Source organism: Streptomyces sp. SYSU D01066-1 (assembly GCF_054956795.1).
The window spans coordinates 16,010-29,171 of record NZ_JBUDHV010000039.1 but is presented as its reverse complement, the minus strand read 5'-3'; the positions used below and the strand labels follow the sequence as shown (position 1 = coordinate 29,171).

The following is a 13,162-nucleotide window of genomic DNA, read 5'->3' as shown; positions in this document are numbered from 1 at the left end:
CCCGGGACCGCGGGGGGCGCGGGACACCACCGCCGTCGGGCCTCAGCGGCGCTCGTGCCGCTTCCAGGGCCCGGTGATCGCCGGCATGACGCCGGGCGTCCGGACGTCGGCGCAGGGGGGCGTCCGTCGGGCGAGCAGGCGACGCCGGTGAACTCGCCGCACTCGGGCTCCCGCGCGGTCCCGACGTCCAGCTCGTCGTGGGCGATGGGGTACGTCCGTCCGCCGTCGGTGGCGCCGGACAGGTGCTGCACGCCGTCACCGTCCTCGGCGACGACCGGACCACCGCACGGGGAGACGGTGGTGTCGTCCGGGCCGTCGAGGGCGCCCTCCGCCTCCGGGCCGGGGTCGACGCCGAGCAGCACCTTCAGGGTGAGGGTGCGGCGTCCGGGGCCGGGGAACCACACCTGGCCGTCGTGCGGCTCGCCGGGGCTCTCGGCAGCACGCGGGAAGTCCCGTCGTCCCCTCCCGGCGACGCGCGGAAGACCCCGTCATCCCCCGTGCTGCGACCGCGCCTTGAACGCCGCCTTGCGGGCCTCCTTGGCGATCTTCTTGTCGGGGTGCAGCCGCCCCATCGCCTCCAGGACGTCGGCGGTGGCGGGGTGCTCGACCCGCCAGGCGGTGTCGAAGAAACCGCTGTGCTGCGCGGCCAGTCCCTCCACCAGGGCCTGCAGTTCCTCGGAGTTGCCCTCGGCGGCGAGCTGCGCGGCCACCGTGTCGACGGTCAGCCAGAAGACCATGGACTCCGGCGGCGGCGGAACGTCGCGGGCCCCCTGCTCGGCCAGCCACACCCGGGCCAGCCCGCCCAGCTCCGGGTCGCCGAGGACCTCGCGCAGCGCGGGCTCGGCGTCGGCGCCGACCAGGGCCAGCGCCTGCTGGCAGCGCAGCCGGCGCAGCGGCGCCCCGGCGTCCGCGCCGCGCGCCGCCGCCAGCAGCTCCCGGGCGGCGGCCAGGGGCTCGCGGCGGGCCAGCCACCCCTCGGTCTCGGCGTGCGCGGCGGCCGGCGGGAAGCCGGCCGTGCCGTCGAGCAGGGTGTCGGCGCCCTTGTCGGCGAGTTCGCCGACGACGGGCGCGGTGAACCCGGCCTCCAGCAGCCGGGCGCGCAGCCCGTACAGGCCGAGGGGGGTCAGCCCCACCATGCCGTAGCGGGAGACGTCGGTGTCGTCGACGGACGCGGCCGGCTCCTCGTCGCCCTCGGCCATCAGCGCCTCGTCGACCGGCTGGTAGGTGACCAGCCCGATCGGCTCCAGCAGCCGGAACTGGTCGTCCAGCCGCATCATCGCGTCGGACACCTGCTGCAGCACGTCGTCGCTGGGCTCGCCCACGCCGCTGGGCAGGAGGACGGAGGCGGCCAGCGCCGGAAGCGGCACCGGGGCGTGGGCCGGGGTGTCGCCGGGCACGTCCTCGCCGACGGTGAGCAGGTAGAGGTTGCCGAGCACCCCGTCGAGGAACTCCGCCTCGGCCTCGGGGTCCCAGTCCAGGGAGGAGAGGTCCAGCTCGCCCTCGCCCTCGGCCATCGCGTCGACCAGGGCGCCGAGGTCGGGCGCGCTCGCGTCGGCGAGGACGGTCTCCAGGGCGGCGAGCCACACGCCGAGCACGTCCTGCGGGGAGCCGCCGGTGAGCAGCGCCAGCTCTTCGCCCGCCGTGACGGTGCCCTCCTCCTCGTCGACGACCTCGACCAGCCCGGCCTCCACGGCGATCCGCCACGCCTCGCCCGCGTCCGCCGCGGCGTCGCCGCCGCTGAGGCCGAGCGCCTCGGCCGCCGCGCCGAGCTGCTCCTCGACCAGCTCTCCCCCGGCCTCCACCCGGGTGTCCGGCCCGGCCCAGCGGGCGAGCCGGACGGCCCGGGAGAGCAGCGGGGTGGAGAGCGCGTCGCGGGCCAGCTCCGCTTCGGGGTGGAGCCGCGCGGGCGGCAGGGTGGAGCTGTCTGACATGGGCTGTTTTCTCCTCGCGCGCCTCGACGGCCGTACGGCCACCTGGACGCCGTACGGCTCAGCCGCTCAGCCTAGACGGGTTTCCACCCATGCCGCCCGGTTCATCTCCCCGTCGGCCGCCGTACATGGCCGAAACCTTGACAACGGCCCTGGCCGCGCAGGAGATTGACGCGCGTAGAAACCGGGGGGCACAAGTGTTCACACAGGCGTGCGCGCCCCCCCTCACGCTTCCCGTGCCTCCCCGCACTCGACGTCACGTCCCCGGAGGGACCCCATGCCGAGCAAGTCGTCCGCGCGCCTCGCCGCGCTCACCGTCGCCGCCGTCTGCTCAGCGGCGTCCACCGTCGTCCTCGTCCCGTCCGCGCACGCGGCCTCGGTGCGCGTCCACGACGTCCAGGGCACCACCCGGATCTCCCCGTACGCCGGTCAGCAGGTCACCGATGTGGCCGGGATCGTCACCGGCGTGCGCGGCTACGGCTCCTCCCGGGGCTTCTGGATCCAGGACCCGTCCCCGGACGCCGACCCGGCCACCAGCGAGGGCGTCTTCGTCTTCACCAGCTCCACCCCGAAGGTCTCCGTCGGCGACGCGGTCACCGTCTCCGGCACGGTCTCGGAGTACGTCCCCGGCGGCACCTCCTCCGGCAACCAGTCGCTGACCGAGATCACCCGCCCGACGGTCACCGTCGTCTCCTCCGGCAACCCGGTCCCGGCCGCGACCCGGATCACCACCCGGTCGGTGCCCGACACGTACACCCCCGAGGCCGGCGGCGGCTCGGTCAACGCCCTGCCGCTGCGCCCCTCCCGCTACGCCCTGGACCACTACGAGTCCCTGGAGGGCATGAACGTCCAGGTCTCCGACACCCGCGTGGTGGGCGCCACCGACCCGTACACCGAGCTGTGGGTGACGGTGAAGCCCAAGGAGAACCCGAGCGCGGGCGGCGGCACGGTCTACGGCTCCTACGGCTCCCAGAACACCGGCCGGCTCCAGATCCAGTCCCTGGGCGCGGTCGCCGACTTCCCCGACGCCACCGTGGGCGACACCCTCGCCGGCACCACCGCGGGCCCGCTGGACTACAACCAGTACGGCGGCTACACCCTGGTGGCCAACCAGCTCGGGACCCTGCGCGACGGCGGCACGGAGCGCGAGACCACCCGCGCCCAGCAGCGCGGCGAGCTGGCGGTGGCGACGTACAACGTCGAGAACCTCGACCCGGCCGACGACACCTTCGCCGCGCACGCGGAGGCGATCACGCACAACCTCGCCTCCCCCGACATCGTGTCCCTGGAGGAGATCCAGGACAACAACGGCGCCGTGGACGACGGCACGGTGGCCGCCGACGAGACGATGGCGAAGCTGATCGACGCGATCGTGGCGGCGGGCGGCCCGCGCTACGACTGGCGCTCGGTCGACCCGGCCGACGGCGAGGACGGCGGCGAACCCGGCGGCAACATCCGCCAGGCGTTCCTGTTCAACCCCGAGCGGGTCTCCTTCACCGACCGCGCGGGCGGCGACGCGACGACGGCCACGGAGGTGACGAAGGTCCGCGGCAAGGCGGCGCTCACCCTCTCCCCCGGCCGCGTCGACCCGGCGGACGCCGCCTGGGAGAACAGCCGCAAGCCGCTGGCGGGCGAGTTCGTCTTCCGCGGCAAGACGGTCTTCGTCATCGCCAACCACTTCGCCTCCAAGGGCGGCGACCAGGGGCTGACGAGCCAGTACCAGCCCCCGGCGCGCGCCTCCGAGACGCAGCGCCACCTCCAGGCCACGGCCGTCAACGCCTTCGTCAAGGACATCCTCGCCACCCAGAAGAACGCCGACATCGTCGCCCTCGGCGACATCAACGACTTCGAATTCTCCACCACCACCCGGCTGCTGGAGGACGGCGGAGCCCTGTGGTCGGCGGTCAAGTCGCTGCCGCGCGACGAGCGTTACTCGTACGTCTACCAGGGCAACAGCCAGGTCCTGGACCAGATCCTGATCAGCCCGTCGATCCGGCGCGGGGGGCACTTCCGTTACGACAGCGTGCACGTCAACGCCGAGTTCCACGACCAGATCAGCGACCACGACCCGCAGGTGCTGCGGTTTCGTCCGTAGCCGTCAGCCGGGCACGAGGCCGAGGGCGTGGTCGTAGCGCCGGACCGTGCTGCTTCTCAGGCCGGGCCAGTTCCGCACCCGCTCCCACAGGGGTGTCGCCGAGCCGATGCCGTCGCCCGGTGCGGCGAGGGCATCGGCGTGGGCCTCAGCACTGGCCCACTCGGCGTAGTTGAGGACCCGGGTGCCGTCGGTGCTGAGGTGGAAGTGGGCGGAGATGCCCCCGGGGCGGGGCTCCGGCTCGCTCGCCAGCGCCTCGAAGACGGCGTCGACCCACGCGCGCTGCCGCTGCGGGTCGGGCCCCTCGAACTCCACCTCGACGATCACGACGCAGCCCGGGACGGGCCCCGGAACCTCCGCGCGGGTGCCGCTGCGGTAGTGGCGGTACCGCCCGAGCCCCAGCCGCTCGATCCCCGGCACGGCGGTGTCGATCTCGTCGACCCGCTCCTGCCGGTGCGTCTTGACGAACGCCTCGTACGCCTGCTCGCTCGCCCACTGCGAGTGGTGCAGCAGGGTCTCACCGTCGTGTCCGGTGTAGACGTGGTAGCTCCGCAGGCCGTCGGCGGGCCACGGCCGCCGCTCCCAGGTCCGGGCGATCGCCTCCACCGCCTGCCTCTGCCGCTCGGGCGTGCCCACCCGCCAGGTGCTGAAGAAGGGGGCCCCGGCATCCGGACGGGTGAGATCGGGGTGGCTGTCGGTACGGCGGGTCATGCGGGCCTCCGTCGCGTGGGTGATCGTCGCGTGCGATCACCCACTCTGCGACCTGAACCGGACTTGAGGTCAAGCAGGACCACCGGGCCGCGTCAGCGGTGTCCACCGCCCCGCCGCCGCAGCACCCCGGCCGCGACGACCGCGCCCGCCACGGCGCCGGCGATCAGCACCGGCCGCGGCTGCCGCAGCCCCGTCCGCACCGGTTCCGGCACACCACGGCCGGCCCGGTCCCGCACCGTGTGCCCGGCCTGCGCGACGCTGCTGCGCAGTTGGACGGTCATCGCACCGGCCTTGTCCCGCAGGTCGGCGGCGCGTGTCTGCGCCCGCCCCTTCACGTCCGCCCGGCCCGCCAGCTCCCCGACGGTGGCGCCGAGCCGCCCGCGGACCTCCTCGATCTGACGCCGCAGCTCGTCGGGGCCCTTGGCCCCGGCCGCCGCCGTACCGCTGCCGTTCCTCACGTTCGTCATCAGCGCGCCCTCCCTCGCTCCGCTCCGTTCCTGACGGCTCCGGGTACCCGCTCGCGCCGCCCGCTACCCGTGCCCCTCCCGGCAGTCCGCCGGTCCGGCCGGCACCGGAACCCGTCGGACCGGGCCCGCGACGGAGCCCGGCCCGACGGGTTCCGGTGACCTGAAGCGGTGCGTCAGGTGCTGATGGTGGCAGCGGGGTCGACGTGGTAGGTGCGGGCGTAGCCGTTCTCGGTGCCGACGAGGAGGTCCACGACCTCGAAGTAGCGGTCCCAGAACGGGGTCTCACGCAGTGCGTCGATGAGGAGCTGGTAGGCGTGGTGGTCGTCGGCTTCCCAGACCCAGACGTCGGTGACGCGCGCGGAGTAGAACTCGGTGTCGTAGAAGCGTGACCGCACACCGGTGGTCCTGGCCTCGATCGTGGGGACGATCTGGGTGGTGAAGACGTCCATCCGCTCGGGGACGGTCAGCGCGAGCCACTCGGGCGTGGTCTTGACGAGTATGAACGCGGTGACCGGCGGGTCGCTTTTCTCAACAGGCATGGTGGGTGTCTCCCAGGTGTCGGGTGGTCGGACGCCACGGGACCCGTGGCGTCCCGGGCCCCGCGGCGTCACGGGCGGTGACGAAGGGGCCGGTGGCTCGATGGTGAAAGGGCCGGTGGTTTCAGGAGAGGACGGCGGGCTTGAGGGTCTGGGCGCACCAGTGCTCGAAGGTGGTGGAGCCGGCGGTGTCCGGGGTGCGGGGGACACCGGCGTCGAGTCCCTCGTCCTTGGCCCGCTTCATGTCGACCACGCCCTGTGCGAACTCCTCGTCGAGGCCGTAGCCGACGAGGGTGGTGTACAGCTCGTCGAGCGACTGGCGTTCGTAGCGGACGGGGCGGCCGAGCCGCTCCGTCATGACGCGGGCCAGGTCACGGGGGGACAGGTCCTGCGGCCCGAGGACCGGGACACTGCCGGTGCCCGTCCACGAGCGGTCCAGCAGCAGGCCGGCGGCGACGGCCGCGATGTCGGCGACAGCGACGAGGGGCGCCTTGCGGTCGGCGTCGACGGTGTCGGTGAAGACGCCCTTCTCGCGGATCGAGTCGGCCTCCTCCAGGAGGTTCTCGAAGAAGGACGGGTTGGCCAGGGCCCGGTAGGCGACGCCGGTGCCGGCCAGCAGGTCGTCCACGGCCAAGGAGGCGGTGACGAGTCCGGCGCGGCCGGCCAGCGGGGTGCCGCGGCCGAGGGCGGAGACACCGACGACGTGGCCGACCCCGTGGGCGGTGAGCGCCTTCGCGGCGGGGCGGGTGAAGCCGGTGTAGGCGTCCTCGGGGGTCAGGGAGGTGTCCGGGGGGACCAGCCAGAAGACGGCGTCCGCGCCCTGGAAGGCCCTGTCGACGACCTCGGCGTCGCCGTGCGAGCCGACGACCACCTCGACGCGTCCGCGTGCCGCGTCCGGCAGCCGGGCGGGGTCCCGCACGATCACGCGCAGTTCCTCACCGGCGGCGGGGGCGGATTCCAGGAGCCGGCTGAGCAGGTGGCGGCCGATGTTCCCGGTGGGGGCGGTAATGACGATCATGAAAACCTCAAGGGTCCGTGTCGGTCGGTACGGCTCCATCCTGGGGAAGGCGGCGGTGATGCCACAATGGGAACTTCAGCAAGAAGGTGTTGCCTGAAATGGAATGATGCTGGTGAGCGCCCCCCATTCGAACCTCGACGCCAATCTCGCCTTGGCGCTGGACGCCCTGCTGACCGAGCAGAGCGTCACTCGCGCCGCCGCCCGCCTGCGCACCTCCCCCGCCGCCATGAGCCGCACCCTCGGCCGCCTGCGCCGTACCCTCCAGGACCCGCTTCTCGTCCGGGCGGGACAGACCATGGTCCCCACCCCCCGCGCCCTGGCTCTGCGCGACGAGGCCGCCGCGGTGGTACGGCGCCTGGGAGCGCTGCTCAGCCCCGGCGAGGGCACCGACCCCGCCACCCTGAGCAGCACCTTCACCCTCCAGACCGCCGACCTGGTCGGTGCGGCGCTGACGCCCGGACTGCTGCGTCTGGCCCGGCAGGAGGCACCGGGCGTCTCGTTCCGGCTCCGGGCCGAGGAACTGGAGGCCGGACCGGCCCTGCGCGACGGCCGGATCGACCTGGAGGTCGGGTCCATCGACCACGTGGACCCGGAGACCCGGGTCGAAGAACTCGCCACGCTCCGGATGGTGGCGGCCGTCCGCCCGGACCACCCCCTCGCCGCGAAGCCCCTGACCCCGGCACGGCTCGCCGCCGCCGCGCATGTCGTGGTCAGCCGCAAAGGCCGGTTCACCGGCCCCCTCGACACCGCCCTGGCCGAGCAGGGCCTCCACCGGCGCGTCGCCGTGGTCCTCCCCAGCCACCTGGCGGCGATGAGCCTCGCGGCCCGCGACGACGTCGTCTGTCTCGTCCCCGACGCCCTTCCCGGCGAGCCTGTGTCACCTCTCACCCGGACCGCCACCGCCCTCGGCCTGGTCCTGCTCGACATCCCCCTGCCGCTGCCGCCCCTGACCATCGGCATGGCCTGGCATCCCCGTCACGCGGCCGACGGAGCCCACCGATGGCTCCGCGGCGCCGTTCGCCGCACACTCCGCGCGTCCGGCACCGGTTGACGCCGTTCCCGGGGCGCGGCATCGACCGATAGCGGCCGGTGGGGGGCGGACCTGCCCCGGCCGGCCGCCCACCGGACCCGGCACCCGCCCGTTTCAGCGATGCTTACCGGAAAGCGGTAGGGATATTAAGTGGAGCTGCACACTCCACCGGTCGACACTCCCTCCATGACGACCACCACCCCTCCCTCCGGCCGCGCCCTGTGCGCCATGGTCACGCCCTTCACCGACTCCGGCGCCCTCGACCTCGACGGCGCCCGCCGCCTCGCCGACCACCTGGTCACCCGGGGCTGCGACGGCCTGGTCCTGTCGGGGACGACGGGCGAGTCCCCGACCACCACGGACACCGAGAAGACCGAGCTGATCTCGGCGGTGCGGGAGGCGGTGGGCGACCGGGGGACGATCGTGGCCGGGGCGGGCAGCGCCGACACCCGCCGTAGCGCGGCCCTGGCCCGCGCGGCCCAGCGCGCCGGCGCGGACGGCCTGCTGGTGGTCACGCCGTACTACAGCAGGCCTCCCCAGGACGCGCTGGAGGCACACTTCCGCGAGGTCGCCGACGCGTCGGACCTCCCGGTCATGCTCTACGACATCCCGGCCCGCACCGGCACCCGCATCGCACCCGACACGTTGCTCCGCCTCGCCGGCCACCCGCGGATCGTCGCCGTGAAGGACTGCGCGTACGACCTCCTCGGCACCCAACGACTCCTCGCGCGGACGGAATTGGCGTACTGCACGGGCTGCGACGAATACGCCCTGCCCCTGTACGCCACAGGTGGCACCGGCTACGTCAGTACGGTCGCGAACGTGATCCCGGACCGCATGCGCGCCATCCTGGACGCCCACGACGCGGGCCGCACGGCCGAGGCGGCCCGGCTCCAGCTGCGGGCGAGCGAGCTGATCGAGGCGACGACGGCCGCGGGCCTGCCCGGAACGGTCACCGCCAAGGCCCTCCTGCGCCACCTCGGCCTCCCCGCGGACCCGGTCCGCGCGCCGCTGCGCCCCGCCGGCCGGGAGGCGGCCGACGGGCTGCGAGCGGCGTACGAGCGCCTGACCACGGACGTCACCGGGTGACGAACACGGGCTCCCACCGCTGACACACGTACGTCACTGCCAGCGGTAACCGTCCCCGAACAGCAGCGTGTGCTCCAGCACGTCCTCCATCGGGTCGTCGACCTGCCCGACGTTCACCAGACCGATCCGGGGCCCGTTGTGCGATTCGGTGTTGGTCTCGTCGGCGTGCGCGGCCCCCGCCGGAAGCCAGCAGACCACTGCGGCGGCCCCCGCCCCGGTCACCCAACGCGCCACACTCTTCGCCCGCTCGTTCCTCATACCAGACCTCGTTTCGTCGGTTCGCCGTCTGATCGGACAGAAGCGTCCGCCTGTTCATCTGCCGAACCCGTGGTGAGGTCACGCCCACGCTGCGACGGCTTCCTCGACTCGTCGGGTCGTTTCCCGAACCGCCCTCTCCACCAGGGGTGTCAGGGACCGGACGAGCGCATGCGCCGGGAGGCCGCGGAGAGCTGCGGCGTGTCGGAGGTCAAGAGATGGGCCGGCCGGGAGGAGCCGCTGGACCGGGGCCCGGGCCGGGGACGTCGTCGGCGCTCACGAACCGCCGATCGGGCCGGTCCTCCGGGACTGACGGCCTGACCGGCGTACGGGCCCCGACCGGCGCCGACCGGAACGGTGTCCGCCCCGCCGCGGACAGCTCGTCACTGCCGGAACGGGGCGGAACCGCCCGTCGTCAGTTGTGGCTGTGCAGCACGTCGTTCAGCCCGCCCCACACCGCGTTGTTCGGCCGGGCCTCCACCGTGCCCGTCACCGAGTTGCGGCGGAAGAGGATGTTGGACGCGCCGGACAGTTCGCGGGCCTTGACGATCTCGCCGTCGGGCATCGTCACCCGCGTGCCGGCGGTGACGTAGAGGCCGGCCTCGACCACGCACTCGTCGCCCAGCGCGATGCCGACGCCCGCCTCGGCGCCGATCAGGCAGCGCTCGCCGATGGAGATGATGACGTTGCCGCCACCGGACAGCGTGCCCATCGTGGAGGCGCCGCCGCCGATGTCCGAGCCGTCACCGATGACGACGCCGGCGGAGATGCGGCCCTCGACCATCGACGTGCCCAGCGTGCCGGCGTTGAAGTTGACGAAGCCCTCGTGCATGACCGTGGTGCCCTCGGCGAGGTGCGCGCCCAGGCGGACGCGGTCGGCGTCGGCGATGCGCACGCCCTTGGGGGCGACGTAGTCCGTCATGCGGGGGAACTTGTCGACCGAGGTGACCTGGAGGTGCAGGCCCTCCGCGCGGGCGTTGAGGCGGACCTTTTCCAGGTCGTCGACGGCGACCGGGCCCAGCGAGGTCCAGGCGACGTTGGCGAGGTGGGCGAAGACGCCGTCCAGGTTCTGGCCGTGCGGCCTGACCAGGCGGTGGGAGAGCAGGTGGAGGCGCAGGTAGACGTCGTGCGCGTCGATCGGCTTCTCGTCCAGGGAGGCGATGACCGTGCGGACCGCGACCACCTCGACGCCCCGGCGGGTGTCCGGGCCGACGGCGGCGGTGGCGCCGCCGCCGAGGAGTTCGGCGGCCTGTTCTGCGGTGAGGCGCTCGGTGCCGGACGGGCCGGGCCCGTCGACCAGTTCGGGGGCGGGGAACCAGGTGTCGAGAACGGTGCCGTCGGCGGCGACGGTGGCCAGGCCGGCGGCCACGGCACCGGTGGTGCGGGGAGCAGTCGTGTCGGTCATGGGGGCAACTTAACCGGCCGGGCCCGCCGAGGGCGAACCAGCCCGCTGGTACGTCTCACCTGCCGGTATCGTCGCCCGGCCGGACGCCCCCGTACCGGCTCTCGCGCCCGGCGCATCCCCCGCGTGCCCCTCAGCGCCGGGTGGGCCTCCGGGCGCCTCGGCGAGGCCGTCGTTCACCCGCCGCCACCGCGTACCGCACCAGCGGTTCGTCCGGCGTCGCGCGGGGGCGCGCCGAAGAGCCGGGGCGCGGCCGTGCGGCAGCCGAGGCGGTGGTGTCCCCCGCGGCCCACGCGCCGGATCGCCGCGCCGGTGCTCCGGTCGGCGGTCGCGGGCCGGCGGCGGGGGTCAGTGCGCCCCGCCCAGGTTCAGCACCACCACTCCTACGATGATCAGCGCGATCCCGGCGGCCTTGGCGGCGGTCATGCCCTCGCCCATGAAGACGACGCCGATCGTGGCGATGGCGGCCGTGCCGAGGCCGGACCAGATGGCGTACGCCGTGCCGACCGAGAGCGTCTTCAGCGTCCGGGCCAGCAGGGTGAAGGAGACGATGTAGCCGGCCACCGTGAGCAGGCTCGGCACCGGTCTGCTGAACCCCTCGCTGTACTTCATCGCGGTGGTGCCGGCGACCTCCGCGGCGATGGCGCCGACGAGCAGCAGGTATCCCATGCGGGCGAGCGTATACAGGAGGCCCGCACGGGCGTACGCGTGACGGACGGTCAGCCGGCCGTCGGCACCCGCGCGACCGGGCCCCGCTCCGCCAGCCGTGCCCGCCGGTCGCGCAGCCGCCGCCTGGCGTGCGCCGCGCGGCGCAGCGCCGACACCTGGCGGTAGCGGAGCATGTCGGCGGGGGCGGGCCGCACCGCGCCGCTCGGCTCGTACCCGGCGCGCACCAGCCGGTCGCCGAACGCGGCCTCGCACAGTTGGATCTGGTCGGGGGTGAGCCGCTGCCGCCAGGTGCCCGAGCGGGAGGCGTCCAGCGCGCCGTGGGTGTTGCGGTGCCAGGTCTTGCGGGCGGGCACGGCGACCTCCGCGAGCCGGTACGGCTCGGTCATCGACGGGTCGTACTCCTCGCCCAGGTAGGCGCACAGCCCCCGCAGGGCCGGTCCGGGGTCGGTGAGGAGGTCCTCGTAGCGCAGTTCGTGCCAACTGCCCGGGCCCAGGCGGCGGGCGTGGCGGCGGGTGGTGTCCATGACCTGGGACCAGGTGGCGACCGCCTCGTGGAACCCGGCGTGCCACCACGGCATCCGCAGCAGCGAGGCCACGCAGTCCCGTCCGTCGCGCACCAGGTGGACGAACTGCGCGTCGGGGAAGAGGCGCAGGATCTCCGGGACGTGCAGGGCGTACGCCGGGCGCTTGTCGCCCCAGCGGGTCTTGCCGTGCCGTTCGGCGTAGGCCCGCAGCGCGGTGCCCAGCGCCGAGCCGAGCGTCGGCGGTCCGTCGGTGATGCGCGCCGCCACGGTCGCCGGGTCGAGCCCCAGCTCGTGGAAGCGGGTCTCCTTCCGCCCGGTGATCCACTGTGCCAGGTCGGCCCGGTTGCCGCGGTCGCGCAGGTCGCCGAAGGCCAGCCGGCGCTCGTAGGCCGGGAGCACGAAGCGGTTCTCCGGCGGCAGCGCGATCCTCGGGTGGGCGTGCAGCATCAGCTGGAGCAGGGTGGTGCCGGAGCGGGGGCAGCCGAGCAGGAAGACGGGGCGGGGGGAAGCGTTCACCGGCCCACGCTGCCGCCCGGGTCTGAGCGGAGACTGAGAGCGGGGGGAGAAAGGACTGTGAAACGGCGACGGCCCCCGGCGGATCGCGCCGGGGGCCGTCGTACGGCGGGGGGGTGGCTCAGACGTTGAAGCCGAGCGCGCGCAGCTGCTCCCGCCCGTCGTCCGTGATCTTGTCGGGGCCCCACGGCGGCATCCAGACCCAGTTGATGCGCAGCTCGCTGACGAGGCCGTCCGTGGCGGACTTGGCCTGGTCCTCGATGACGTCGGTCAGCGGACAGGCCGCCGAGGTCAGGGTCATGTCGACGGTCGCGATGTTGGCGTCGTCGATGTGGATGCCGTAGATCAGGCCCAGGTTGACGACGTCGATGCCCAGCTCGGGGTCGACGACGTCCATCAGGGCCTCGCGGAGCTCCTCCTCCGAGGCCGGCTTCATCTCCAGGGTCTCGCTCATACCGTCTTCCTCTCGGCGTCGGTGCCGGCGCCGTCCAGCGCCTGGGCCGTCGCGTCCTTCCACGCCATCCAGCTCAGGAGGGCGCACTTGACCCGGGCCGGGTACTTCGAGACCCCGGCGAACGCGACGGCGTCCTCCAGGACCTCCTCCATCGCGTCGTCGGGCTCCAGCCTGCCCTTGGACTGCATCAGCTCCAGGAAGGTCTCCTGGATCTGCCGCGCCTGGGCGAGGTCCTTGCCGACCAGCAGGTCGTTCAGTACGGAGGCCGACGCCTGGCTGATGGAACAGCCCTGCCCCTCGTACGAGACGTCCTCGATCGTCGTGCCGTCGTACTTCACTCGGAGGGTGATCTCGTCGCCGCACGTCGGATTCACGTGGTGCACCTCGGCGTCGCCATCGCGCAGACCACGCCCGTGGGGGTTCTTGTAGTGGTCCAGGATGACTTCCTGGTACATGGAGTCCAGCTTCACGCGT

The 13,162-nt window shown here is 73.6% G+C and carries 14 protein-coding genes and 1 pseudogene; 3 read left to right on the top strand and 12 right to left on the bottom strand.

Annotated features, from left to right (window positions below):
* Nucleotides 1–42: 42 nt before the first annotated feature.
* Nucleotides 43–434: pseudogene (locus tag ACY1JF_RS26880) on the bottom strand (alkaline phosphatase PhoX); the annotation flags it as partial.
* Between the two features lie 54 nt (nucleotides 435–488).
* The gene (locus ACY1JF_RS26875) at nucleotides 489–1,931 is read right to left on the bottom strand and encodes a hypothetical protein (protein ID WP_462707845.1); all 1,443 of its coding nucleotides are present in this window, start codon (nucleotides 1,929–1,931) and stop codon (nucleotides 489–491) included.
* A 274-nt stretch (nucleotides 1,932–2,205) separates the two neighbouring features.
* On the opposite strand from ACY1JF_RS26875, the gene ACY1JF_RS26870 reads away from it, so the two are divergent.
* The gene (locus ACY1JF_RS26870; RefSeq protein ID WP_462707844.1) at nucleotides 2,206–4,023 is read left to right on the top strand and encodes an endonuclease/exonuclease/phosphatase family protein; all 1,818 of its coding nucleotides are present in this window, start codon (nucleotides 2,206–2,208) and stop codon (nucleotides 4,021–4,023) included.
* A gap of 3 nt (nucleotides 4,024–4,026) precedes the next feature.
* Here the strand turns inward: ACY1JF_RS26870 and ACY1JF_RS26865 are convergent, their stop codons facing one another.
* From ACY1JF_RS26865 to ACY1JF_RS26850, 4 genes are all read right to left on the bottom strand, one after another.
* On the bottom strand, nucleotides 4,027–4,731 hold the full coding sequence (locus ACY1JF_RS26865) for an antibiotic biosynthesis monooxygenase (protein ID WP_462707843.1): 705 nt from the start codon (nucleotides 4,729–4,731) through the stop codon (nucleotides 4,027–4,029).
* A gap of 92 nt (nucleotides 4,732–4,823) precedes the next feature.
* Entirely contained in the window at nucleotides 4,824–5,198 is a 375-nt protein-coding gene (locus ACY1JF_RS26860; RefSeq protein ID WP_462707842.1) for a DUF3618 domain-containing protein, read from the bottom strand.
* A gap of 173 nt (nucleotides 5,199–5,371) precedes the next feature.
* Nucleotides 5,372–5,737, bottom strand: coding sequence for a darcynin family protein (locus ACY1JF_RS26855; RefSeq protein WP_462707841.1), 366 nt, complete (start codon nucleotides 5,735–5,737; stop codon nucleotides 5,372–5,374).
* A 121-nt stretch (nucleotides 5,738–5,858) separates the two neighbouring features.
* Nucleotides 5,859–6,752: an NAD(P)H-binding protein gene (locus ACY1JF_RS26850; protein ID WP_462707840.1), complete on the bottom strand. Its 894-nt coding sequence runs from the start codon at nucleotides 6,750–6,752 to the stop codon at nucleotides 5,859–5,861.
* A gap of 103 nt (nucleotides 6,753–6,855) precedes the next feature.
* Here ACY1JF_RS26850 and ACY1JF_RS26845 point away from each other — a divergent pair, with 103 nt between their 5' ends.
* Complete coding sequence (locus ACY1JF_RS26845) at nucleotides 6,856–7,803, top strand: LysR family transcriptional regulator (RefSeq protein ID WP_462707839.1); 948 nt, start codon at nucleotides 6,856–6,858, stop codon at nucleotides 7,801–7,803.
* A 165-nt stretch (nucleotides 7,804–7,968) separates the two neighbouring features.
* Complete coding sequence (gene dapA / locus ACY1JF_RS26840; RefSeq protein ID WP_462707838.1) at nucleotides 7,969–8,871, top strand: 4-hydroxy-tetrahydrodipicolinate synthase; 903 nt, start codon at nucleotides 7,969–7,971, stop codon at nucleotides 8,869–8,871.
* Nucleotides 8,872–8,904: 33 nt separating this feature from the next.
* Here the strand turns inward: dapA and ACY1JF_RS26835 are convergent, their stop codons facing one another.
* From ACY1JF_RS26835 to sufU, 6 genes are all read right to left on the bottom strand, one after another.
* On the bottom strand, nucleotides 8,905–9,129 hold the full coding sequence (locus ACY1JF_RS26835; protein WP_462707837.1) for a hypothetical protein: 225 nt from the start codon (nucleotides 9,127–9,129) through the stop codon (nucleotides 8,905–8,907).
* 412 nt (nucleotides 9,130–9,541) lie between these two features.
* Nucleotides 9,542–10,531: a 2,3,4,5-tetrahydropyridine-2,6-dicarboxylate N-succinyltransferase gene (gene dapD, locus ACY1JF_RS26830; RefSeq protein WP_462707836.1), complete on the bottom strand. Its 990-nt coding sequence runs from the start codon at nucleotides 10,529–10,531 to the stop codon at nucleotides 9,542–9,544.
* A gap of 345 nt (nucleotides 10,532–10,876) precedes the next feature.
* Nucleotides 10,877–11,197: a DMT family transporter gene (locus ACY1JF_RS26825; protein ID WP_462707835.1), complete on the bottom strand. Its 321-nt coding sequence runs from the start codon at nucleotides 11,195–11,197 to the stop codon at nucleotides 10,877–10,879.
* Between the two features lie 50 nt (nucleotides 11,198–11,247).
* Nucleotides 11,248–12,237 (bottom strand): sulfotransferase family protein, encoded by a 990-nt coding sequence (locus ACY1JF_RS26820; RefSeq protein ID WP_462707834.1) that lies wholly within the window; start codon nucleotides 12,235–12,237, stop codon nucleotides 11,248–11,250.
* 118 nt (nucleotides 12,238–12,355) lie between these two features.
* Complete coding sequence (locus ACY1JF_RS26815; protein ID WP_462707833.1) at nucleotides 12,356–12,688, bottom strand: metal-sulfur cluster assembly factor; 333 nt, start codon at nucleotides 12,686–12,688, stop codon at nucleotides 12,356–12,358.
* A complete protein-coding gene (gene sufU, locus ACY1JF_RS26810; RefSeq protein ID WP_462707832.1) occupies nucleotides 12,685–13,158 on the bottom strand; it encodes a Fe-S cluster assembly sulfur transfer protein SufU in 474 nt (157 codons plus the stop codon). Before sufU ends, ACY1JF_RS26815 begins: the two co-directional genes overlap by 4 nt.
* Nucleotides 13,159–13,162: the final 4 nt, after the last annotated feature.

Excerpts from the sequence above, each read along its gene's own strand:
- ACY1JF_RS26875 (WP_462707845.1), bottom strand. The coding sequence starts at position 1,931 with ATGTCAGACAGCTCCACCCTGCCGCCCGCGCGGCTCCACCCCGAAGCG.
- ACY1JF_RS26870 (WP_462707844.1), top strand. The coding sequence starts at position 2,206 with ATGCCGAGCAAGTCGTCCGCGCGCCTCGCCGCGCTCACCGTCGCCGCC.
- ACY1JF_RS26865 (WP_462707843.1), bottom strand. The coding sequence starts at position 4,731 with ATGACCCGCCGTACCGACAGCCACCCCGATCTCACCCGTCCGGATGCC.
- ACY1JF_RS26860 (WP_462707842.1), bottom strand. The coding sequence starts at position 5,198 with ATGACGAACGTGAGGAACGGCAGCGGTACGGCGGCGGCCGGGGCCAAG.
- ACY1JF_RS26855 (WP_462707841.1), bottom strand. The coding sequence starts at position 5,737 with ATGCCTGTTGAGAAAAGCGACCCGCCGGTCACCGCGTTCATACTCGTC.
- ACY1JF_RS26850 (WP_462707840.1), bottom strand. The coding sequence starts at position 6,752 with ATGATCGTCATTACCGCCCCCACCGGGAACATCGGCCGCCACCTGCTC.
- ACY1JF_RS26845 (WP_462707839.1), top strand. The coding sequence starts at position 6,856 with ATGATGCTGGTGAGCGCCCCCCATTCGAACCTCGACGCCAATCTCGCC.
- dapA (WP_462707838.1), top strand. The coding sequence starts at position 7,969 with ATGACGACCACCACCCCTCCCTCCGGCCGCGCCCTGTGCGCCATGGTC.
- ACY1JF_RS26835 (WP_462707837.1), bottom strand. The coding sequence starts at position 9,129 with ATGAGGAACGAGCGGGCGAAGAGTGTGGCGCGTTGGGTGACCGGGGCG.
- dapD (WP_462707836.1), bottom strand. The coding sequence starts at position 10,531 with ATGACCGACACGACTGCTCCCCGCACCACCGGTGCCGTGGCCGCCGGC.
- ACY1JF_RS26825 (WP_462707835.1), bottom strand. The coding sequence starts at position 11,197 with ATGGGATACCTGCTGCTCGTCGGCGCCATCGCCGCGGAGGTCGCCGGC.
- ACY1JF_RS26815 (WP_462707833.1), bottom strand. The coding sequence starts at position 12,688 with ATGAGCGAGACCCTGGAGATGAAGCCGGCCTCGGAGGAGGAGCTCCGC.